The 22,550-nt window shown below is 62.9% G+C and carries 16 protein-coding genes and 3 pseudogenes; 6 read left to right on the top strand and 13 right to left on the bottom strand.

Annotated features, from left to right (window positions below):
- Positions 1-247: 247 nt before the first annotated feature.
- From MHI61_RS09665 to MHI61_RS09640, 6 genes and pseudogenes are all read right to left on the bottom strand, one after another.
- Entirely contained in the window at positions 248-1,879 is a 1,632-nt protein-coding gene (locus MHI61_RS09665) for an FGGY-family carbohydrate kinase (protein ID WP_239791819.1), read from the bottom strand.
- Positions 1,880-2,029: 150 nt separating this feature from the next.
- Entirely contained in the window at positions 2,030-2,746 is a 717-nt protein-coding gene (locus MHI61_RS09660; protein ID WP_239791818.1) for an HAD-IA family hydrolase, read from the bottom strand.
- A 3-nt stretch (positions 2,747-2,749) separates the two neighbouring features.
- Positions 2,750-3,478 (bottom strand): glycerophosphodiester phosphodiesterase family protein, encoded by a 729-nt coding sequence (locus MHI61_RS09655; protein ID WP_239791817.1) that lies wholly within the window; start codon positions 3,476-3,478, stop codon positions 2,750-2,752.
- A gap of 28 nt (positions 3,479-3,506) precedes the next feature.
- Positions 3,507-4,427 carry an ABC transporter permease subunit gene (locus MHI61_RS09650; RefSeq protein WP_239791816.1) on the bottom strand — a complete coding sequence of 307 codons (921 nt, stop codon included), beginning with the start codon at positions 4,425-4,427 and terminating at the stop codon, positions 3,507-3,509.
- Between the two features lie 2 nt (positions 4,428-4,429).
- On the bottom strand, positions 4,430-5,395 hold the full coding sequence (locus tag MHI61_RS09645) for an ABC transporter permease subunit (protein WP_239792817.1): 966 nt from the start codon (positions 5,393-5,395) through the stop codon (positions 4,430-4,432).
- A 13-nt stretch (positions 5,396-5,408) separates the two neighbouring features.
- Positions 5,409-6,768 (bottom strand): annotated as a pseudogene (locus tag MHI61_RS09640) (extracellular solute-binding protein).
- A gap of 149 nt (positions 6,769-6,917) precedes the next feature.
- Between MHI61_RS09640 and MHI61_RS09635 the strand changes: the two are divergent.
- A complete protein-coding gene (locus MHI61_RS09635; protein ID WP_239791815.1) occupies positions 6,918-7,952 on the top strand; it encodes a sn-glycerol-3-phosphate import ATP-binding protein UgpC in 1,035 nt (344 codons plus the stop codon).
- 82 nt (positions 7,953-8,034) lie between these two features.
- Positions 8,035-9,040, top strand: a pseudogene (locus MHI61_RS09630) (sugar-binding transcriptional regulator).
- Here MHI61_RS09630 and MHI61_RS09625 read toward each other — a convergent pair.
- The 3 genes from MHI61_RS09625 to MHI61_RS09615 form a co-directional block, all read right to left on the bottom strand.
- Positions 9,035-10,717 carry a hypothetical protein gene (locus MHI61_RS09625; protein ID WP_239792816.1) on the bottom strand — a complete coding sequence of 561 codons (1,683 nt, stop codon included), beginning with the start codon at positions 10,715-10,717 and terminating at the stop codon, positions 9,035-9,037. The pseudogene MHI61_RS09630 and the gene MHI61_RS09625 sit on opposite strands and share 6 nt — an antisense overlap.
- Entirely contained in the window at positions 10,717-11,772 is a 1,056-nt protein-coding gene (locus MHI61_RS09620) for a glycosyltransferase family 2 protein (RefSeq protein ID WP_239791814.1), read from the bottom strand. The genes MHI61_RS09625 and MHI61_RS09620 overlap by 1 nt, the downstream gene beginning before the upstream one ends.
- Before the next feature lie 104 nt (positions 11,773-11,876).
- Positions 11,877-12,785 carry an AraC family transcriptional regulator gene (locus MHI61_RS09615; protein WP_239791813.1) on the bottom strand — a complete coding sequence of 303 codons (909 nt, stop codon included), beginning with the start codon at positions 12,783-12,785 and terminating at the stop codon, positions 11,877-11,879.
- A 216-nt stretch (positions 12,786-13,001) separates the two neighbouring features.
- On the opposite strand from MHI61_RS09615, the gene MHI61_RS09610 reads away from it, so the two are divergent.
- Complete coding sequence (locus MHI61_RS09610; RefSeq protein WP_010030788.1) at positions 13,002-14,048, top strand: NAD(P)-dependent alcohol dehydrogenase; 1,047 nt, start codon at positions 13,002-13,004, stop codon at positions 14,046-14,048.
- A 336-nt stretch (positions 14,049-14,384) separates the two neighbouring features.
- Here the strand turns inward: MHI61_RS09610 and MHI61_RS09605 are convergent.
- From MHI61_RS09605 to MHI61_RS09590, 4 genes and pseudogenes are all read right to left on the bottom strand, one after another.
- A pseudogene (locus tag MHI61_RS09605) lies at positions 14,385-16,351 on the bottom strand (translation factor GTPase family protein).
- 596 nt (positions 16,352-16,947) lie between these two features.
- Complete coding sequence (locus MHI61_RS09600) at positions 16,948-18,213, bottom strand: NAD(P)/FAD-dependent oxidoreductase (protein ID WP_239791812.1); 1,266 nt, start codon at positions 18,211-18,213, stop codon at positions 16,948-16,950.
- Between the two features lie 241 nt (positions 18,214-18,454).
- Positions 18,455-18,967, bottom strand: a complete 513-nt coding sequence (locus tag MHI61_RS09595; RefSeq protein ID WP_239791811.1) for a BA14K family protein — start codon at positions 18,965-18,967, stop codon at positions 18,455-18,457.
- A 281-nt stretch (positions 18,968-19,248) separates the two neighbouring features.
- Positions 19,249-19,713 (bottom strand): Lrp/AsnC family transcriptional regulator, encoded by a 465-nt coding sequence (locus tag MHI61_RS09590; protein ID WP_239791810.1) that lies wholly within the window; start codon positions 19,711-19,713, stop codon positions 19,249-19,251.
- Positions 19,714-19,867: 154 nt separating this feature from the next.
- Between MHI61_RS09590 and MHI61_RS09585 the strand changes: the two genes are divergently transcribed.
- From MHI61_RS09585 to MHI61_RS09575, 3 genes are all read left to right on the top strand, one after another.
- Complete coding sequence (locus MHI61_RS09585; protein ID WP_239792815.1) at positions 19,868-20,587, top strand: aspartate/glutamate racemase family protein; 720 nt, start codon at positions 19,868-19,870, stop codon at positions 20,585-20,587.
- Between the two features lie 237 nt (positions 20,588-20,824).
- Complete coding sequence (locus MHI61_RS09580) at positions 20,825-21,742, top strand: helix-turn-helix domain-containing GNAT family N-acetyltransferase (RefSeq protein WP_239791809.1); 918 nt, start codon at positions 20,825-20,827, stop codon at positions 21,740-21,742.
- A 60-nt stretch (positions 21,743-21,802) separates the two neighbouring features.
- Positions 21,803-22,420 carry a TetR/AcrR family transcriptional regulator gene (locus MHI61_RS09575; RefSeq protein WP_097605036.1) on the top strand — a complete coding sequence of 206 codons (618 nt, stop codon included), beginning with the start codon at positions 21,803-21,805 and terminating at the stop codon, positions 22,418-22,420.
- Positions 22,421-22,550 lie beyond the last annotated feature (130 nt).

The raw sequence follows: 22,550 nt of genomic DNA, 5'->3' as shown, positions 1-22,550 counted from the left end.
CGGATGAGGCTGTTTGCGGCGGAACCGTTATGCCTCGCACGCTAAAGCCCGGCCCTTCTCAGGACCGGGCCGGCGCCATACTCCTGTCAACGCACGGTCTAAAGTAGCCCCGATGCCAGTGGCTTCACTGAGGATGGAACTCGGGCTGTTGTTGGAAATCGAACGATAGACCCTACTGCGCTGTACGTTGTCTCAATTGCATAACTAGACCAAGTCCCAAAGGCAGGCCCTCTGTCATGCCAACATATCAGCCATCGCTGCGAAGCTTGCGCGCCAGCGTCTGAAGCTCCTTGAAGGATTCGTAGCGCTTGCGGTGGAGCTCCGAAATCTCACCCTCAGACGGCTGAAAGCGTGTTTCCACCCCGGTGAGTTCGCTCATCGCCGCGCGCACATCGGCAAATTGGCGGCCGGCGACGGCCCCGAGGATGGCCGCCCCGAGCAGCACCGGCTCCTCGGCGGTCGTGGCGACCACCGGCTTGCCGCTCGCATCGGCGAGCATCTGGCGGACGAAGTCGTGCTGGCCGGCGCCGCCGCTGATGACGATGTTTTCGACGGTGACGCCCGCCTCGGCCTGCGTCTCGATGATCTGCCTGAGGCCGTAACCGATGCCACAAAGCCCGGCGACATAGAGCGAGACGAGGCTGTCGACATCCCGCTCCATGCCGAGACCGGCGATAACAGCCCGGGCATGCGGATCGGCAAAGGGCGCGCGGTTGCCGAGGAACTCGGGAACGACATGCAGCCCGGCCGCCAGCCTGACGGCATCGGAGGCACGGCCCGCCTTGCCGGCGGCCATGTCAGCCAGCAGGACCGGCAGCGCAGTGCCTGCGCTCGTCGCAAGCTCCCTCGCCTCGCCGGCCGCCGGATGGAAGGAGAGGAGATGGTCGATCGCCGCGCCGGCGGCACTCTGGCCACCCTCGTTCAGCCAGAGGCCCGGCACCATCGCCGAATAGTAAGGTCCCCAGACGCCGGAAACGAAAGACGGTTCCGCCGTCGAGGTCATCGTGCAGGAGGAGGTCCCGAAGACATAGGCAAGATTGGCCTGCGGATCGGCGCCGACGGTTCCGACACCGCCGGCATGGGCATCGATCAGCCCGGCCGCGACGGCCGTGCCCGGTACCAGGCCGAGTTCTTCGGCCGCTGCAGCGGTCAGTCCCTCACCGAGCGCCGAACCGGGCTCGACGATGGACGTGCCGATGCGGGCAAAGCCTTCGTCTGCCAGCACGCCGAGGCCGATCTGATGGAAATAGCTGCTGTCCCAGCGCTTTTCATGGGCGAGATAGGTCCACTTGCAGGTGACAGTGCAGGTCGAGCGCGAGAGGTCGCCGGTCGCCCGCCAGGTGAGGAAATCCGCAAGGTCGAAGAATTGCCAGGCGGCATCGAACACCTGGGGGCGGTTTTCGCTCAGCCAGAGAAGCTTGGGCGTTTCCATCTCGGGCGAGATGCGGCCGCCGACATAGCGCAGCACATCATGCCCGAAGGCGTTGATGCGCTCCGCCTGCGGGACGGCACGGTGGTCCATCCACACGATGATGTCCCGTTCCGGATCTTCCGAAGGCCCGACGGGCAGCGGCTTGCCGCCTTCGCCGAGAACGACGAGCGAGCAGGTGGCGTCGAAGCCGAGCCCGACCACGGAAGCGGGATCGACGCCGGCTGTGGCAACCGCCTCCCGCACGGCCGCGCAGACGGCGCGCCAGATTTCGCTACTCGACTGCTCGACAATGGAACCGGCTTCATGAAACAGGCTGATATTGCGCTTGGCGGAGGCAAGCATGCTGCCGGCCATATCGAACAGGCCGGCCCGGGCGCTGCCGGTGCCGACATCGACGCCGATGACATATCTGGCATCCGCTTCCGGGGTGTGGAATGTGTCGCTCATGGTCTCTCGCTTCAGATCGTCTGCGATCGGGTTAATGGGCAGTTTCAGCCGGATTTCAAACTCTATGTCTGGTTTGATCGCCGCCGGGGAGGCTGACATTACGCAGTCGCGGCGCCATGGCAAGGAGGCCAACACGCGGGGCAGATGCCGTCACAGCCTCCCTCCGACATCTTCGAGAATCGCGGTGAGCTCCCCCGCCCCTGTCGCAACGGCGGCCGCTCCGGCGGCATCGAGCACCGCGCGGCGGCCGGGCCTCGGATCGGCCGGATCGACGAAACCGATGGCCGTCATGCCTGCGGCGATTGCCGCCGCCACGCCGTGGACGCTGTCGTCGATCATGATGCATTTGCCCGGACGGGCCCGGAAGCGCTCGGCGCAATGCAACAGCAGGTCGGGTGCCGGTTTCGGCCGCGAGACAGCTTCGGCGCTGAACACGCCTTCGGCGAAGGCGCTCCAGAGATCGAGCTTGCCGAGGCTGTTGCGCAGCCGCCGCATCGTGCTGTTCGAGGCGACGCATTTCGGACGGTCGAGGTTGTTGACGACCTCGGCAATGCCGGCAATCGGTGTCAGCGAGCGTTCGAATTCCTGGAACAGATGGAGATGCCACCTCTCGAACAGCGCGGTGACATCACCGATTCCGTATTCGCGCCGGCACATTTCGGCGATGATGCTTTCCGAATTGCCGGTGAATTTGACATGAGCCTCCGCCGCGCTGATCGCAATACCGGCGCCTTGAAGCGTTTCGGCGAGCGTGCGGCTGGCGATCGGCTCGCTGTCAATCAGCACGCCGTCGCAATCGAAGATCACGAGGTCGATGCTGTCCATGACGCCTCGCGTGCCGGGATGATCGATGCGGCTATCGAGCATGCCTCACCTCCGCGCCTGCAAGGCGAGATCCGGCCGATCCGTGGTAATCTGCCGGATCGGTTTGGCAAGCCAGTATTCGAGATCGCTCGTTTCGTTCGGAACCCAGGCGCCGAGCCGGTCGAGCGGCACGAGCCGGGTGATCTCGTCCCACTTCGCCTGAAGCAGCGACTTCTCGATTGCGATAATATCCGAGCACTGCTTCATCAGGCTGATGCCGCTCGCAAGGCCGAGACGCTCGGCCGACTTGGCGTCGAAGGACGACAAGGTGCGAATTCCTGGAGCGGCCTTGCGAATATCGGCAAGCACATCGGGATGAAAGCTCGTCAAGATCGAGCGCCCCACAAGACCAAGCCGCTCCACGGCGGCGAATGCCTTGGCCGCCAGCCCCTCGTAAGGCGTCCCATCGGCATGGGTCTTCAGTTCGATGTGAAGTTCGAGCGGCGTGGCCTTGAAGATGGCAAGGACCTCTTCCAATGTAGGTATCGCCTCCCCGTCGCTGTCCTTGAGGCGGATTTCACGATGTTTTCCGGGGCCGAGATCGGCGACCAGGCCGCGCGCATCCGTCGTGCGTTCGAGCGTCGGGTCATGAATGACGAGCATTTCGCCAGACCGCGTCAGGTGGACGTCGAATTCCACGCCGTCGACCGGCATTTGCGCGAGTTTGCGGAAGCCCGAAAGACTGTTTTCGGGCCAGAGATTGCGGCCACCGCGGTGGCCGATGATATGCACCATCGTCTGAATTTCCTTGAGATGTCGCGTGTTACTTTCCGGAGTCCACCAGCCCCTTGGTGAACCAGCGTTGCATGAAGAGAATGACCGCCGCAGGCGGCAGCATGACGAGCAGCGCAGCGCTCATCGCAATGTTCCAGGCCGGCGCGGAGTCGGAGACCGGAACGAGCTGCTTCAGCCCGAGGACGGCCGTTCCCATCTCCTTGTCGGTGGTGAAGAGCAGCGGCCACAAATACTGGTTCCAGCCGTAGAGAAACAGGATGATCGACAGCGCCGCGATATTGGCGCTCGACAGCGGCAGCAGGATATCCTTGAAGAACTTCAACGGACCGGCGCCGTCGAGCTTGGCCGCCTCGCAAAGCTCGTCGGGAACGGTCAGGAAGAACTGCCGGAACAGGAAGGTTGCCGAGGCAGAGGCGATCAGCGGCAGGATCAGGCCGGCATAGCTGTTGACCATGTTCCATTTCAACGAGGCTTCGATGCTGTATCCGGTCAGCCGTTCGACGACGCTGGAAAGACCGATCATGCCGGCCAGCCAGCGGATCGGCCCGGCGGCATCGGCGACCGCCTCATAGGTCGGGATGATGCGGACCTCGACCGGAAGCATCAGCGACACGAAGATCAGCCAGAACGCCGTCATGCGGAACGGGAAGCGGAAATAGGTGACGCCGAATGCGGCGATCAGCGAGATCGCCAGCTTGCCGACGACGATGCCGGCGGTGACGATGATCGAATTCAGGAATAGCTGGGAGAACTCGCCCTGCTGCCAGGCGGCGGCCAGATTTTCGAAGAAATGCGAGCCGGGCAAGATCGGGAACGGCGCCTGCTGAACCTCCTGCAAGGTGAGCGAGCCGGCGACGAAGGCGAAGTAGAGCGGCAGGCAGACGAAAACCGCGCCGATCAACAATATGGCGTGGCAGAAGATCGATAGACCGAGATGGCGTTCGGGCATGGCTACACCTGGTAATTGACCTTGCGCTCGAGCGCGCGGAATTGAACGATGGTGAAGAGGATGGCGATCAGCATCAAAAGCACCGACTGGGCGGCCGACGAGCCGAGGTCGAGCTGCACGAAACCATCCTGATAAACCTTGTAGACCAGGCTGTTCGTCGCCCCCGCCGGACCGCCGCGGGTGACCGCATCGATGATGCCGAAGGTTTCGAACAGGCCGTAGACGAAGTTCATCACCACGAGGAAGAAGATCGTCGGCGAAATCAAGGGAAGCGAAATGGTGAAGAAGCGCCGGACGGGTCTTGCGCCGTCGAGCTTTGCCGCCTCCAGCAGCGAGGCAGGCACGGCCAGCAATGCGGCGACGAGGAAGATGTAATCGTAGCAGACATTCTTCCAGACCGAGGCGATCGTCACCAGAAGCTGCGCATCGACGGGACGCCGGTTCGGGTCCCATTCGACGCCGAACCCATGCAGAAGCTGCGCGATCGGCCCCACCGCCGGATTGAACAGGAAGGCCCAGATCACGCCCGATATGACAGGCGCGATCGCATAGGGAAGCAGGATGATGCTCTTGTAGATCCCCCTGCCCCTGATCACGAAATCGGTCGCAAAGGCGAACAAGCCGGCAAGCAGAAGCGTTGCAGCGTTCTGTGCAACGGTGAACCAGAGCGTAAACAGCGCGCTGCCGCGATATTCCGGGCTTGCGAACAGATTGTAGAAATTCGTGAGCCCGACGAAAATCTGGGTGCCGCCGAAGGGATCGACCTGAACGAAGGCCAGCGACAGCGCCTTGTAGGAAGGGATGAAAAAGAAGAACAGCAGGATCAGCAGCTGCGGCGCGACCAGGCCGAAGGCAAGCCAGGGCCTGTTGAAGTGGGCAGACTTCAACCCGGCCTCCGACGGCTGCGCGACCGAGCGGCCCGTCGACAGAAGATCCGGGATGCGAAGGCGCCGGGCGGCGCCTTCCATCTTTCCCAAGGTTCTACTTTGCTGCATGAAGCTGCTCGTACTGGCGAAGGATCTGGTTGCCGCGCGCTGCCGCCGCATCCAGCGCCTGCTGCGGGGTCTTCTGGCCGGTCCAGACGCCCTGGATCTCTTCCACCAGAAGCGCCATCGACTGGTTATGGTTGCCGAAACGGAAGCCGCGCGAATTGTCCGTCGGCGTGCCGCGCGTGAGCTGGAGAATGGCGATCTCGCGGGTCGGGTGATCCTTGAAATAGCCCTCGGACTTGGCCTGTTCATAGGCGGCGTTGGTGACGGGCACATAGCCGGTCTGCTTGCTCCACCACACCTGCGTCTTCGGTGAGGCGAGGAAGTTCAGGAAGGCGGCAGCGCCGGCATATTCTTCCTCCGACTTGCCTTTTCAGGACCCAGAGCGCGCCGCCGCCGATGGTGCTGTTCTTCGGCTCGATGCCTTCCTCATGCGGCAGGAACGTCGCACTCCAATTGAATTTCGCACCGCTTTCGACGGCAGCATGCGCCGCGGTGGAAGCCACATAGGTCGAGCACGTGCCCGAGGTGAAGAGCTGGTCGGGCGAGAGGCCCTGCCCGGCGATCTGCAGGATGCCGGCGTCGAGCCAGGTCTTGAGGCGCGTCACCTGGCCGACCACCAGCGGACTCTTGTTGAAGATGAATTCGGTGTCGAGGCCGCCGAAGCCATTCGCCTTGGTGCCGTAAGGCTGGTCCTGGATCGCCGCGTAGTTCTCGATCAGGCTCCAGTAGAAGTCGTTCGCCAGCGCCATCTGGCACTTCGAAACGCCCTTCTCCTTGATGGCACGCAGTTGCTTGTCGAGCTCCTGCCAGGTCTCGCCCGGCTTGTCGAAACCGGCTGCCTTGAAGTGATCGGCATTGTACCAGAAGATCGGCGTCGAGCTGTTGAACGGCATCGCCGCCGGCTTGCCGTCGACCAGATAAAAACCGGCGACCGGCGCGACGAAATCGTTCCAGTCGATCTTGTAGCCTTCCTTTTCCATCAGCTGCGGCACCGGAATGATGGCGCCGGAATTGTACATGGTCAGAAATCCACGCTCGGCCGCCTGGATCAGCACTGGCTGCTGGCGGACGCGGTAGGCGGCCACCATCGCCGCCATGGTCTCCTCGTAATTGCCTTTGCCGATGCCGACGACCTCGTATTTGTCCTGCGAGGCATTGAAGTCGGCGATCAGCTTGTTGGTGATTTCGGCCAGGCGCCCGCCTGCCGCATTCCACCATTCGATCTTGACGCGATCGGCTGCGCTCACCTCACCCGCAGCTGCCAATCCGAGCGTCGCCAGTGCAGCACCCGCCGCGAACGAGCGGATCGCCCGCCGCAAGCGGGCGCCCATCGAAGACTTTGCCGTCATTTCGTTTTCCTCTCCATAGCCGTTTTCGCCGACCGGCGCGCTTGCGCCGATCAACCCCTCCCAGAGTGGCGATAAAACAAGGTTGGGGTTACTTGTTACAAATGTCAATAGCATGTTACAAATGTATGACGACGACGAAGGAGGATGCCATGGCGCCGATCGAACTCATCGATTTGAAGAAGAATTACGGAGCGGTTCCCGCCGTGAAAGGGATCAATCTCAGTGTCGCCGACGGCGAGATGATCGTGCTGGTCGGGCCTTCGGGATGCGGGAAATCAACCCTGCTGCGGATGATTGCCGGCCTTGAAGCCATAAGCTCCGGGCATTTGAGGATCGCTGGAAACGACGTCGGCCATGTCGATCCGGCCGACCGCAACATCGCCATGGTCTTCCAGAACTACGCGCTCTATCCCCACATGACCGTTCGCCAGAATCTCGAATACGGGCTCAAGAATCGCCGCGTGCCGCGCGACGAGATCGACCGTCGGATCGCCAATGCCGCCGGCATACTGGAGATCGGCGAGTTCCTCGAGCGGCGCCCTCGCCAGCTCTCGGGCGGCCAGCGCCAGCGCGTCGCCATGGGCCGCGCCATCGTCCGCGATCCCGCCGCCTTCCTGTTCGACGAGCCCTTGTCCAACCTCGATGCGAAGCTTCGCGTACAGATGCGCGTCGAAATCCGCAGGCTGCAGCGGCAGCTGAAGACGACGAGCCTCTACGTCACGCACGACCAGCTCGAGGCCATGACGCTCGCCGACCGGCTGGTCGTCATGAACGGCGGCCGGATCGAGCAGATCGGCACGCCGATCGAGGTCTATCGCCGCCCCGAAACCATCTTCGTTGCCGGCTTCATCGGTTCTCCGCCGATGAACCTCATCGATCTCGATGAACTCGGTCCCTGCGACCTCCCGCTGCCGAGAGACACGGATCTCATCGGCATCAGGCCGGGCGCGGTCGATCTCGGTGCCGGGTCGGCACGCGATCTCCAGTTCGACGCTCATGTCGAATTGATCGAGACCATTGGTGATGAGAACAACGTGCATCTGCGCATCGACGGCAGCGATAGGCGCATCGTTGCGAGCGTTTCCCCCGATCAGCGGATGCAGGACGGCGACCGCATTTCCTGTCATGTGAGAAGGGATGATCTGCATCCCTTCAACCGGACGACGGGGCGGCGAACCGATTGACCTGCTGACGGCAAGCCCCTGCGATTGACAAGCGCCGGGGATTTGAGATCCATGGCGTCGAAGCGGAGGCGCAGTTTATCGCATGTCACAGAACAGAAGTGCTTCTCTTGCGCCTGTAGCGCTGCCCGACGAGCAGATGCAGGTGCGCGTCGTCTGGCTCTACTACATGGAGGGACGCACGCAGGGCGAGATCGCCGAAGCGCTGTCGACCAACCGGCTTCGCGTCAACAAGATCATCGCCGAGGCGCGCCGCTCCGGCCTCGTAACGATTACGCTCAATTCCCGGCTCACCTCCTGCGTCGCCCTGGAGCAGCAGCTGGCGGCCGAATTCTCGCTCAATCGGGCAATCATCGTTCCGACGCCGGAGGAGGCGGAACTCATCCCCGTCCTGCTCGGACAGGCGGCAGCCGATTATCTCGTGCAATTGCTGAACGGCGGCAACATCCGCGGCGTCGGCGTCGGCTGGGGAGCGACGCTTCGCGAAATGGTGCGCCACATGCCGTCGCTGAGACGGCCCGATCTCTGCGTCAACTCGGTCATGGGCGGACTGACGCACGGCATCGAGATCAATACGTTCGACATTGCGAGCGATCTCGCCCGCCAGCTCAATGCCGAATGCGCCTATCTTGCAGCGCCGATCTATGCCGGCAGCCCGGAGTTCGCGCACTGCGATCATCAAGCAGGATGTTTTTGAAACGGCCTTTCGCCAGATCGAGGCCAACGATGTCATCGTGCTCAGCATCGGCGACATGACCGAACGCTCGCTGCTGATGCGCTACGGCCTGCCGAGCAGCATCAGTATCGAGGAACTGGTTGCAGCCGGCGCCTGCGGCGATGTTCTCGGCCAGTTCGTCGACAAGACAGGGCGCCCGATCGAACATGCGATCAACAGATGCGCGATCGCTCCCGAGCTCGAAGCGCTGCGCGCCATTCCGAACGTCATCTTCGCCTCAGGCGGCCTGAACAAGGCGCAGGCCATCGCCGCCGTGCTGCTGTCCGGTCTGGGCAACGTGCTGATCTGCGACGAAGACACGGCCCGCCAGGCGCGACAGCTTGCGCTCGATCTCAGGGCTGGCAGCGGTTCATAAAGCCGCCACGCAACCGGCGGGAACCGAAAGAGGTTCTCCCGGCGCCGCCTTGTCGATCGCGTAAAGCTTGGCGAAACCGGCATCCTCGACCAGCGTCAGGCCGCCCGGCATCAGGGCGCCGACATAACGGTCGGGAATATCGGCGTTGGCGACCAGGATAAAATCGAAGCGGCCGCGCCAGTCGGAGAGATAAGGCGCATAGGCTTTGTATATCTGCATCATCTCAGGGCAGGAAAGCACGCCGACCGATACCAGATTGCCCTCGGGAACCGCGATCTCCGACCAGGGCGGCAGAACGGTGAGCGGCTGCTTGCCTTTAGCGGTAAAGAGCGTCGGCACGAAAGCATGCGAAAAGGGCACGGCGAGCGTCGGCAGGTGCCGGAAAGTGTCCAGCCCCCAGGCGAAATGCCGGTTGGAATGGGCAAAGCCGCCGACCATCTCGGCTTCGTGCCCCAAAGGCAGTACGGCCGCACCGGCCGGCACCTTTTTGAGCACGGTCTCGACGGCAGCGACGTCCCTCTGCGCCAGCCACCAGTTCCAGCCGATCCAGCCGGTCCGGCCGAAAACCGCGAGATTGACGACGAGCGCCATAAACAGTGCATGGCGGCGCGTCAGATTGGCAAAGGGGCACACCATCGCCATGGCGACGAGCGCCGCCATCACAGGAAAGCGCCAGCTGATCCACCCGGTGCCGAGCATGTGGAGCGGTGCGGCGCAGGAGAGAAGCAGCAGCCCGCAGGCGGCAACCGCAAGGCCCACATGCATACGGATGTCGCCTGCGCGAGCGGCGCGCGTGCAGATGAGGATCAGCGGCAGAACCAGCAGGACATCCACGACAGGCACATATGTGGTGATGGCGGAAAGCAGGTTCATGACGATCGGCACGAGGCCATCGTTCCAGACCAGCCCGAGGCCATCGCCGCCGGCATTCGGCAAGGCGGTCGTGCGCAGATAGAGCGCAAGCGGCGGCAAGGAACAGGCGCCGATCGCCAGCGCCAGACGGCCGGCGAGCCTCATCAGCCCTGCCTTCGATCGCAAGATGTCGAAACGCCAGGAAAATTCGAGGCCGCAGACAACAGCCATATAGAAGCCGAGCGAGAAGAGGTGCATCACCGTCAAGAGCAGCGCGGCGGCAAGCCTCCAGGCAAACAGCAGCGCAAAATTGCGGCGCTGCAGCCGCAGGTCCGCGCAGGCGAAGAACAGGGCCATGCCGAGGCCGATCTGGAAGTTGATGAAGCCGCCGATCATCGTGGCGCACCAGCCAAGCGACAGCATGGCGATCTGCCAATAATGCCGGCCGCCGAAGAGCGTCCGGTGCAGACTGATCGCACCAAGCGGCGGCAGCACGATCGCCAGGAAAAGCAAGGCCCGCGCCAACCGGCCGGCGCCGACGAGCGGCCCTATCCAGGCCGCCAGAAGATCGATCCCGACATTGGTGAAGGTTCGGTTCCAATCGATCGCATAGATCTCGGGAAACGGCGGCTCGCCGATGCCACCCGAAAGCAGCCAGATGCGGGCGTAATGATTGGCGTAATCGAGAACCGGCGGAAAGCGGAAAAGGAGCACCAAGGCAGCCGCGAGCGCCACGAAAGCAATGATTGCAACCGTAAAGTCTTGCCGGGCGGTCAGATCCTCAGGTCCGGCGGCCGCATGAACAGGCGCAGCAATCCGCTCCATCATCCGGCCCGGCTGTTCTTCTTCGGGCGCGCTTCGCCTGGTGCAAAGGCCGCATCCAGTGCTGCGCGCTTATCGCCAGCGCCCATCTCCGAAAAGGCCGTCGGCAGCTCGGCATGCTCGCTGCCGCGCACGATCGTCTCGATCATGAACATCGGCCGCTTCTTGCTCTCCTGCACGAGACGGCCGAGATATTCGCCGATGATGCCGATGCAGATCAGCTGGATGGCGCTGAAGGCGCTGACGGCGGCCATGATCGACGACCAGCCGGTGACCGTCTCGCCCTGCAGCCAGCGCACGAAGGTATAGACGAGCAGCGCCATCGCCACACCGGCGCTGATCATGCCGAGCCATGTGGCGATGCGCAGCGGCGTCGTCGAAAAGCTGGTGATCGCATCGAGCGCGAAATTGATCATCTTGCGCAGCGGATATTTCGTCGTGCCGGCAAAACGCGCGTCGCGCTCATAGGGCAGAGCGACCTGCCTGCCGCCGATCCAGCTGACCATGCCGCGGATGAAGCGATCGCGTTCCGGCATCGCCAGCAAGATATCGACGACGCGCCGGCGCATCAGCCGGAAATCGCCGGTATCGCGCGGAATGGTCACGGAAGCGAGCCTGGAAAGCGCGCGGTAGAACAGCGAAGCGGTGGCGAGCTTGAACCAGGTTTCGCCTTCGCGGCGCGTGCGCTGGCCGTAGACGACGTCTGCGCCGCGCTCCATGATCGGCATCATCATCAACAGCAGTTCGGGCGGGTCCTGAAGATCGGCGTCGATCAGAAGAACGCGCTCGCCCCGCGAGGCGGAAAGGCCGGCTGTCGACGCCAGCTGGTGGCCGTGATTGCGCAACAGACGAACGCCGAGCACCTGCGGCACTTTCGCCGCCAGTTCCGAAATGATCTCCCAGGTGCCGTCGGAGGAACCGTCATCGACGAGAATGAGCTCGAACGCGTCGCCGGCAACGCTCTGCGCGGCGGCAGAGGCGCGGCGGCAGAATTCGCGCAGGCCCTCTTCCTCGTTGTGACAAGGCGCGACGATGGAAAGAAACGGTGCTTGCGTCATGCGGACGGCGGTGCCTGCTTGATGGATGGCGCCAGCCTAGCCGCGAAACGTCAAGCATCCTTTAATACAGCGGAAAGCAAGTGTATCGCGCCGGGCGCAGCGCTCTATTCGGCCGCCATCATCTCGCGCACGCCGTCGATATCGCGGGCCGGCGACGCCCCGTAGAGGCGGCTGTATTCGCGGCTGAACTGCGACGGGCTCTGATAGCCGACGCGGTGGCCGGCGGTGCCGGCATCGAGCCGCTCCACCAGCATCAGCCGGCGCGCCTCGTGCAGGCGCAGCTGCTTCTGGTATTGCACCGGCGTCATCGCCGTCACCGACTTGAAGTGGTGATGGAAGGAGGACACGCTCATATTGACGCGCTCGGCGAGGTCCTCGATGCGCAGCGGCCGGGCGAAATTCTCCTTCAGCCAGGCGACGGCACGGGCGATCCTGTTGCTGTGGCTGTCAGCCGTCGCGATGTTAATCAGCCGCGCGCCGTGCGGCCCGGTCAGCACGCGGTAGAGGATCTCCTGCTCGATCAGCGGCGCCATGGCGGGAATGTCGCCTGGACGATCGAGCAAGCGCAGCAAACGAACGGCGGCATCCATCAGCTCCGGCGGCGCGACGTTCACCACCATGCCGCGCTGCCCGTCGGAATCGGCGGCCGGGCGCGGAATGTCGATGCGGCTCAGCAATTCCAAGAGCTTCTCGGAATCGATTGCCAGCCCCAGGCAGAGATGCGGAACCTCGGGGCTAGCCTCGGTGACGCGCCATGCGACCGGCAGGTCGAGCGAGGTCAAGAGATAATCCCCGGTGCCGTAGCTGATGAGCTCCGTGCCGAGCTGCAGGCTTTTGGCCCCCTGTAGCACGAAGGCAAAGCAGGGCCGGTAGCTGCTGTGCAAGGGATCGCTGGGCTTGGACCGACGGCTGACATGGAGATTGCCGATCGCGGTCGAAAACTCGCCATCGCCAGGCGCGAAGCGCATCGCGATGTCGACGATTTCCTGGTAGGGGCTGAAGGGCAAAGTCATGCGGCAACTCTTTCTGTCTGACGCCTGCTGATCGGCTCTAATCCGAAGTGGCTTCTATCTAGGTTCGCCCGGGCATTTCGAAAACGGGCCGTCCGCTCATTTTTGCAGGATCGTGCAAGAAGCTTGGAGGATTACTCTACCTCCCTCGCCGCGTTCGGGGCAATAGTGCGTCATACCGCTCAACCCCCACCTCAAAAATCGAAAAAGGAAGGTTCCATGCCTATTGCAAGAGGCTATGCCGCCACCGACGCTTCCAAGCCGCTGACCCCTTTTACCTTCGAACGCCGCGAGCCGAACGCCGACGACGTCGTCATCGACATCAAGTTTGCCGGCATCTGCCATTCGGACATCCACACCGTGCGCAACGAGTGGAAGAACGCCGTCTATCCGATCGTGCCGGGCCATGAGATCGCCGGCATCGTTTCGGCCGTCGGTTCCGCCGTCACCAAGTTCAAGGTCGGCGACCGCGTCGGCGTCGGCTGCTTCGTCGATTCCTGCGTCGGCTGCGCCGAGCGCGACCTCGACCGCGAGCAGTATATGCCGGGTCTCAGCGGCACCTACAACGACTTCGAAGCCGACGGCAAGACGCGGACGCAGGGCGGCTATTCCGACTCGATCGTCGTCAGGGAAGGCTACGTCATGTCCATCCCCGATAATCTTCCGCTCGATGCTTCCGCGCCGCTGCTCTGCGCCGGCATCACGCTCTATTCGCCGCTGCGCCACTGGAATGCCGGCCCCGGCAAGAAGGTCGCGATCGTCGGCATGGGCGGCCTCGGCCACATGGGCGTCAAGCTGGGTTCGGCGATGGGTGCCGATATCACCGTTCTCTCCCAGAGCCTTTCCAAGAAGGAAGACGGCCTGAAGCTCGGCGCCAAGGAATATTACGCCACCAACGACCCCGAGACCTTCACGAAGCTCGCCGGCACCTTCGATCTGATCATCTGCACCGTCAGCGCCGAGATCGACTGGAACGCCTATCTCGGCCTGCTGAAGGTCGACGGATCCTTCGTGGTGGTCGGCGCGCCCGAGAATCCAATCCCTGTGCACGCCTTCGCGATCATCCCCGGCCGCAAGAGCATCTCCGGCTCGATGATCGGCTCGATCAAGGAAACCCAGGAAATGCTGGATTTCTGCGGCAAGCACAACATCGTCTCCGAGATCGAGAAGATCAACATCCAGCAAGTCAACGAAGCCTATGAGCGCGTCCTGAAAAGCGACGTCCGCTACCGCTTCGTCATCGACATCGCCTCGCTGGCGGCTTGAGGAACAAGAGCGGCTCCTTCGGGAGCCGCTTTTTATTGGCGACCGGCATCCGCCACCTGCCCTCATGTTGAGTGCGATCCACAGGATCGCCTCGAAGCATCGCCCGCCGACGCCACTCCTGCCGCCGCCACCGGAGCGCCCGCCCCGTGCTTCGAGGCTCCGGCGTTTGGCCTGCGCACCTCAGCATGAGGCTCTCTTTGTACGGGAAACTCTGTTACCCGCATCTGAGAGTCATTCACCGCGCGTCGGCGCGGTGAATGACCCGTGCATGAGTGCGAGAAGAGACTTCCACTCCCTTCATCATCTCTCTTGAGGTGATCATTCACCCGAACCGCTTCAACCGTCTCGCGACCCGCGCTCCCCACCTCCCCGCAACCGCAACATATATTCGACCGGGTTGAACGGATCAGACCCCGAACGCGGACGCCGGGGCGGTGGCCCTGATAGCGGGGCATAGTGATCGAAAGCCGTCTCCATCGTCCCCGCCCCGCTCGTCAGCCCCGGCAATTGCTGCTGGACGCTTTGAACCATCTGCGACGCCAGAGTGCCTTCGAGACGCGCCATCCCATCGGCAATCACGGAGTCCGTCGTCGTCGCGGCGGATTTCGCCAGCAGGGTCAGCACGCCGCCCAGGCTCTCGGCCGGCGTTTCGAGATGAAAGCGGTCGACCGGTTCACAGAGGACGGTTTGCGCGGCCGTGAGCGCCGTTGCCAGAACCCAGGGCGTCAGCTGCCGGAAGTCGGCGGCGGTGCTGGCCGGCGAGCTATGGCGCGCCGCCGTCATCGCCACATGGCAATCGATGACCTGCCAGCCGAAGATGCCCTGCTTCAGCGTTTCGAACACGGATTCCTCGACCGCCCGGTAAAAGGCGACCGGCATCTGGCCGACATCCACTTCGAGCGCGAAGCTGTTGCCCGTCCCACCAGGACGCGGCTCGACCCGCAGGCCGACGGTGGCAAGAAACGGATTGGGCTCCTTGAAGAGGATCTGCAGGCCGCTTCCTGTTGCCGCCGGCCTCTCGGCCAAAATGACCGTGCTTTCCTCGAAGCTCGCATCGAGGCCGAAATCCGTGAGCAGCGTCGATTGGATAATCTCCTTCTGCACCTCGCCGTAGAGCGATACGAAGACTTCGTCGGCCTCTTCGTTCCGGTGCAGGTTGATCAGCGGATCCTGTTCGGCCATCTGGCTCAACGCCAGCCACAGCGCCGCCCTGTCCGAAGGCCGCCGGGCAAGCACGCGGGTTTCGAGCGTCGGCGGCGCGAAGTGAGCCCTTCCGGTCGCACCCGGATCGCCGCCCACCGCATCGCCGATCCGGGCGCCGGCAAGTCCGCTGACGCGCGCGATCTGTCCGGCGGCAAAGCTCTCTGCGCCATGGCTGCGCCCGCCCCGAAAGAGCTGGATTGCGGTCACTCTTTCCGGGCCATTCGGCAGATCGAGATATTGCCGCAGCCGCACCGTGCCCGCTGTCAGATACACATAGCTCAGCTTCTCACCGCCCCAGCCGCGCTCGATCTTGAAGATCTTGCCGGCGACCGGCCCATTCGGGTCCGGGCGCCGCTCGGGCAAGATCGCCGTGATGGCCGAGGCCAGCGCCGGCACGCCGGCGCCGGTCATGGCCGCGCCCGCGAAGACGGGATGCACGAGGCCGCGCGCCACCTGATCGGCCAGAGCGCGGCCGAGCCTTTCCTCCGTCAGGCGCTCGGGCGCGAGCACATAATCATCGAGCAGCACTTCGTCGTTTTCCCCGAGCGCCTCGCAGAGCGCCGAAAAAGTGGCTCCTTTCCCGGGTCCAGTACCTCGACCCGCGCAAGCTTGCTGCCGGCATCGATGACCGAAGACATGGGGATCGGCCGGACGGCCAGCTGCACGGCGAGCGCCTCCATCACGTCCTGATACCGGGCGCCAAGGCGATCGACTTTGTTGATGAAGAAGACGAAGGGAACGCCGAGCCGCCGCAGCGCCCGCACCAGCACGCGCGTCTGCGCCTGCACGCCTTCGACCGCCGAAACCACGACCACCGCCGCATCCAGCAATCCAAGCACCCGTTCCACTTCGGCGATGAAATCCGGATGGCCGGGCGTATCGATCAGATTGACGGTCCTGCCGCCGATCGCAAACGACACCACCGCGGCCCGGATCGTGATGCCGCGCTGCCGTTCGAGTTCGAGCGTATCCGTCTGTGTATCGCCGCTATCGACGCTGCCGGGCTTGTCGATGACGCCGGCGTTAAAAAGCAGTCTTTCGGTAAGGCTAGTCTTGCCTGCATCCACATGGGCGAGGATGCCCAGATTCATAGTGCGCATGAACCACCATCTTCTCAGAAATTCGGATGTGATTTTCGTGAGAAGTGAACTCGGCGCATTGGAACCTCTGTCCGTTGTTACGGCTGGATACGGCATCCCACGGCGGTGGGGAGACGCGGGCCGGATGCTAAGGGCGGGTGGGGAGATGTGTCAAGGTTGGGTGTAGCCCATCCATCGCGCGGTAGAAATTCGGCGTGAGCATTCCCCACCGCCCTCATCACAGGGATCCAGCGCGCCCAAGTTCTTGGGCGCGGGAAACCCTTCCCGATGCTGCATCTGAGTCATTCACGGCGCGGACGCGCCGTGGCTGGATTCCTGTGACATCCCTTGGGCGAAACCCTGAGGGCACAGGAATGACGGAGGAGAGGGTGCGCCGTGTGGCACCCCCCTCTGCTCTGCCGGGCATCTCCCCCACAAGGGGGAGATCGGCAAGTGGCCTAAACTTTGCGCCTACCTATCGTTTCGTCAGGCTGTGACGCTCGTTGTTTGGGGAAGACGTCGCGCCCAGCCAATCTCCCCACCTGTGGGGGAGATGTCCGGCAGGACAGAGGGGGTGTCACACGGAACGTCCTCTCCCGCTGTCTTCCAACTTGAGCCTACCCCTCCTCCCGCATCGTCTCCCGCTGCGTGATCAGCCGGGCGCTGTGCTGGCCGCTCAGATAGATCCACAGCCAGTTCCAGGCGACGGCAAAGCGCGAGCGGGTGCCGATCAGGAAGTAGATATGGGCGATACCCCAGATCCACCAGGCGATCCAGCCCTTGAGCTTGATCCGGCCGAAATCGATGATTGCCGCACTCTGGCCGATCGTTGCCAGGCTCCCCTGATGCCAATATTTGAAAGGCGCAGGCGCCGGTTTGTCGGACAAGCGGGCGCGGATGACTTTTGCCACATAGCCGCCCTGCTGCTTGGCGGCGGGCGCTATGCCAGGCACAGGCTTGCCATCCTCCCTCATGACAGAGGCCGTATCACCGATAATGAAGACATCGGGCAGGCCCGGCGCGCTCAAATCCTTTTCGACAATGGCACGCCCTGCACGGTCGGCCGGAATATCAAGCCACCGCGCCGCCGGCGAGGCGGTGACGCCGGCCGCCCAGACGATCGTGCGGCTGGGCGTGAAAGTCTCGCCGATTCGCACACCATCGGCGCTGCACTCGGTGACCGGCTTGCCAAGAAGCACCTCGACCCCGAGTTTCTCCAGCGCCTTTTGCGCATAGGCCGAAAGCTCCTCCGCAAAGGTAGGCAGCACCCGCGGGCCGGCCTCGACGAGCACCACACGGGTCTTGCGCGTATCGATATTGCGGAATTCCTTCGGCAGCGTGAAATGCGCGAGCTCGGCGATGATGCCGGCGAGCTCGACCCCGGTCGGCCCGGCGCCGACAATGGTGAAGGTCAGAAGCGCGTCTCGCACGGCGGGATCGGCCTCCATCTCCGCCTTCTCGAAAGCGAGCAGCACGCGGCGGCGGATCGTCGTTGCATCCTCCAGCGTCTTCAGACCCGGCGCCACCGGCTCCCATTCGTCACGGCCGAAATAGGCATGCGTCGCCCCGGTGGCCAACACCAGCGTGTCATAACCGAGAGTCATGCCGTTGCGTAACGACACCCTCTTGGCGCCGCTATCGACACCGGTGACCTCGCCGAGCAGCACCGTCACGTCGGGCCGGTCGGCATAGAGGCGGCGGATCGGCCAGGCGATCTCCGAAGTGGAGAGAATGGTCGTCGCCACCTGATAGAGCAGCGGCTGGAAGAGATGATGATTGCGTCGGTCGACGAGCGTAATCTTCACGCCCGCACCCTTCAATCCGTTGACCAATTGCAGCCCGCCGAAACCGCCGCCGACAACGACGACATGGTGATCGCTCATGCCCTGCCCCTTTTGCGCCATTTCGCTGAAGGCCAATGTGGCTTTTGCAGCGAATGTTGCAACCACCGTTTCGGCATGCCTGCCCTGCGCCGCCGGCAGTCGAGGCGACGCAGGATTATTGGCTTCTCGTCCAATTGGACCGAGCGAAACCTGTGGAGCGGAAGTCACGCGGAATTATCGCTCCCCAGACCGGGTTGCGGTTGGGTTCACATAGACATGGCGCAGACGCGTAACCTGCCGATCAGTAGGGGCCGATGCACTGGCGACGGGGTCCGTAATAGGGCTGGAAGGTATTGTCGTAAGCCCTGTACGAACGATAGCGCGCATAGCACCAGGCCTCGTGGTTTCCCCTTCCGTAATAGGCAGGCGATGCATAGGTGCGGTAGGGCGGGCTATAATAGCGGCCATAATAACGGTAGGGCGGACCATAATAGCGGTATGGCGAACCGTAGTAGCGGTATGGCGAACCGTAATAGCGGTACGGCGAGCCATAATAGCCGTAGGGCGAACCGTAATAGGAGCCATAGCGAGGCTGTGCCAATGCGCTGCCGATGATCGTGCCGACGGCTAGACCACCCAAAGCCCAGCCCAAATCCGCTCCATGACGATGATGGCGGTGGCCGCGCCATCGCACATGCTCTATCTGCTGCTGAGCTTCGATCCGGGGTGGATTGATAGCCGGAAATGCCTGGACCGGGGTGACGCCGGAGCTACCGATGATCAAGCATAACGCGGCGACAGTTAGCTTTCTCATGACTGTCCTCCTCTACTCCTCAGGAGGAGGCACATCTTCCCCCTCTTGAACCAAAGGTGAACGCAATATGTCGAAAATCGTTCCGTATCGGGGCAAATAATTGCCATCGGTGACGCTGGCGCTATCACTTCGCCAGGCAATCGAGCCGTGCTTTTTCCGGGATATTATAGACTTGCCTTATGCTATGCGGGGACGCCCGGCCCAGAGCAGCCTTTCTCCTGGCAGGAAATAGCTATGAATATCGCTGTTGCGCATAATATGGCAGCCCTCGAAATACCGGCTTACCGGGCGTAGCCCACGGGTATCGCCATTCCATGTTTCAATTCTTCCATCGAGATCGACGCTGAAACGTCGAAGAGTTCCAGCTTGCGCACGATCTGCTTATAAATCACGTCGTAATGCTCGACGCGCGGCAGCACGATCTTCAGGATGTAATCGTGGTTTCCGGTCAGCCGGTGCGCCTCGACGATCTCGGGGATGTTGCTGATGATCCGGCGGAAGGCTTCCGTCCATTCGTCGGAATGGTGGGCCGTCTTGACGAGGGCGAAGACCGTCGTCGGCACGCCCATGCGTTCGCGGTCGAGCACGATGATGCGCCGGGCGATATGGCCGCTTTCTTCCAGCCGCTGAATGCGCCGCGAGCAGGCCGAGACCGACAGCGCCACGCGCTCGGCAAGATCGGTCACGGATATGCCGGCATTCTTCTGCAGCATGTCGAGAATGCGTCTGTCACGATCATCAAGCATTGTGTGAAATGAACCCTGCGCTCTCATTTTGCGCCATTTGGCCAATCGATGCAAAATAATAGCACCTCTTCCTCATAAAGGACAAACAATGCAAACACGCCGCGCGACCATTGCGGCATCATTTTCGAAACTCAAAGCATGGGAGCACGAAGAGATGGAAACGATCGGCCTGATCGGCGGCATGAGTTTCGAAAGTTCGGCGGTTTATTACCGCCTGGTCAACGAGATGGTGCGCGCGCGCCGCGGCGGCCTCGCCTCGGCCGAACTCATCCTGCATTCGGTCAATTTCGAGGAGATCGTCGCGCTTCAGAAGGCCGGCGACTGGGCTGGAGCGGCCCGCCGTCTCGGCGAGGTGGCCGAGCGCCTGCAGGCTAGCGGCGCCGGCTGCATCTTGATCTGCACCAACACCATGCATCTGATCGCCGATAAGGTCGCGGCAAAAATCTCCGTGCCGCTGATTCATATCATCGACGAGACGGCGAAATCGCTGCATGCCGCTGGCCACAAGCGGCCGCTGCTGCTTGCGACCCGCTACACGATGGAGCACGGCTTCTATACCGAGCGGATGAAAAGCCTTGGCCTCGATATCATGGTGCCCGACGCTGGCGACCGCACCACCGTGCACGACATCATCTTCAATGAACTCTGCGCCGGCCAGGTGCGCGACAGCTCGCGCGAGAAGCTGATCGGCATAATTGACCGCGCCGTGGAGCACGGCGCCGACAGCATCATCCTCGGCTGCACCGAGATCTGCCTGATCCTCGATCCCGACCGCCTGCCGCTGCCGGGCTTCGACACCACCGCGATCCACGCACGAGCGGCAGTCGATTTCGCCCTTGGCACGGGAGACGCGGAGGCGGAAGAGGCTGCGTGAGTGCATCTATAATTTAGTTGACTCAGTCAACTAAATGCATGACAAATGGTCTTTATGCGGAGATCTTTTGTCAGTTTGTTGGCACGTCGGCCACCCCTCCTTCCGTCATGCTCGGGCTCGTCCTGAGCATCTGCCTCCGTTCGATAAGGCAGCAGATCCTCGGCACAAGGCCGAGGATGACGGCGAGCGAGGAGCGGGCTTGTCAACAATCTGGCGAGGTCTCCCCTGGAGATCGCCATGTCCGATACCGCCCTCATCGAAACCGCCCGCGATTTCAACCGCTTCTATACGAATTTCCTCGGCCTGCTGAACAAGGCCTATCTCGACTCGCCCTACACGCTGACGGATGCCCGCATTCTCTTCGAGATCGGCTCGCATCGGGGTGTCAGCGCCACCGCACTTGCTCGCGATCTTCATCTCGACCCGGCCTATCTCAGCCGCATCCTCAAGCGTTTCCGCGCCGAGGGACTGATCGAAACCAACCCCGATCCGGCCGATCTGCGCAGCCAGATCATCACTGTCACCGAACAGGGACATGCGCAATTCGAGGAACTCGGCCGGCGCGCCAATGCGCAGATCGCCGCCCGTTTCGACACTCTTGCGACCGGCGAGCCGCAGGCGGTCGTCTCCGCCATGAACAGAATCCGCGCCCTGCTCGACCCGGCCGCCAAGCCCGCCCCCGCCGTCATCCGCGCCCACCGCGCCGGCGATATCGGCTGGATCGTTCATAGCCAGAGCCGCTTTTACACCGAGGAATATGGCTGGGACCTGCGTTTCGAGGCGCTGGTCGCCGAGGTCGCCGGCAAATTCCTCGCCAATTTCGATCCCGAGAAAGAATATTGCTGGATCGCCGAACGCGGCGGCATCAATGTCGGCTCGGTCCTCGTCACCAATGGCGCCGATGGCATCGCCAAGCTGCGGTTGCTCTATGTCGACAAATCGGCCCGCGGCCTCGGGCTCGGCAAGCTGCTGGTCGACGAATGCATCCGCTTCTGCAGGCAGAAGGGCTACCGCGAGCTTTCGCTCTGGACCAACGACATGCTGGAGACCGCCCGCGCCATCTATATCAAGGCCGGCTTCCGGCTTGTCTCCGAGGAGAGACATCGCATGTTCGGCCCGGAAGCCAACGGCCAGAGCTGGGTTCTCACCCTCTGAATTTGCTGCGTCGCAAAGTTTCGCTTGATTTGGAAACGATCATTTCCTAATTAGCTGGACATGAACGCAACGCACCTTCACGAGAAGACCCGAAGCCGCGGACGCCCGCGGGAATTCGACGCGGAGGCTGCACTCGATGCCGCCCTGCGCGTTTTTTCCGAACGCGGCTACCACGCCGCCTCGATCAGCGAGCTTACCGAAGCCATGGGGCTTGCCGCCGGCAGCGTCTACAAGGCGTTCGGCGATAAGCGCGGAATCTTCCTCGCCGCCTTCGACCGTTATCGCGCCGTGCGCCGCGGCCTGCTCGACGCCAGGCTCGCCGGCGCCGAGCGCGGCCGCGACAAGCTCCATGCGCTGATCACCTTCTTTGCCGGCTCGTCCCATGGTGAAATCGGCAGGCAGGGCTGCCTCGTCGTCGGCAGCGCCGGCGACCTCGCTCTCTTCGACGAGGAGGCGGCCGAACGCGTCGCCACCGCCTTCATGACCGACGAGACGCTTTTGGCCGACCTGATCCGCCTCGGTCAGTCCGACGGCTCGATTTCTTGGGATCTCGATGTTTCCGCCACATCGCTGGCGCTGCTCTGCCTCACCAAGGGCATGCGCGTCATCGGCAAGACGGGCCGCAGCGGCGAAGAAATGGCGGCCGCCGCCGAAGCCGCGATGAAACTGGTGACATGACATTCCCCCGGGAGTGCCCGCCACTCCGGGAGTGCTCGCACTCCCCGGAGTTGGCACCCTTGGGCCGCGGCAGGAAACGGGTGGCCGGCGGCAAGACGATTTGCGACTAATCCTTTCAATACCGGAGTTT

Origin of the sequence: Rhizobium sp. K102 (assembly GCF_022385315.1) — a bacterium.
Lineage (GTDB): Bacteria > Pseudomonadota > Alphaproteobacteria > Rhizobiales > Rhizobiaceae > Rhizobium > Rhizobium croatiense.
Note: the sequence above shows the minus strand (reverse complement) of the source record. Positions and strands in the feature narration are given on the sequence as shown.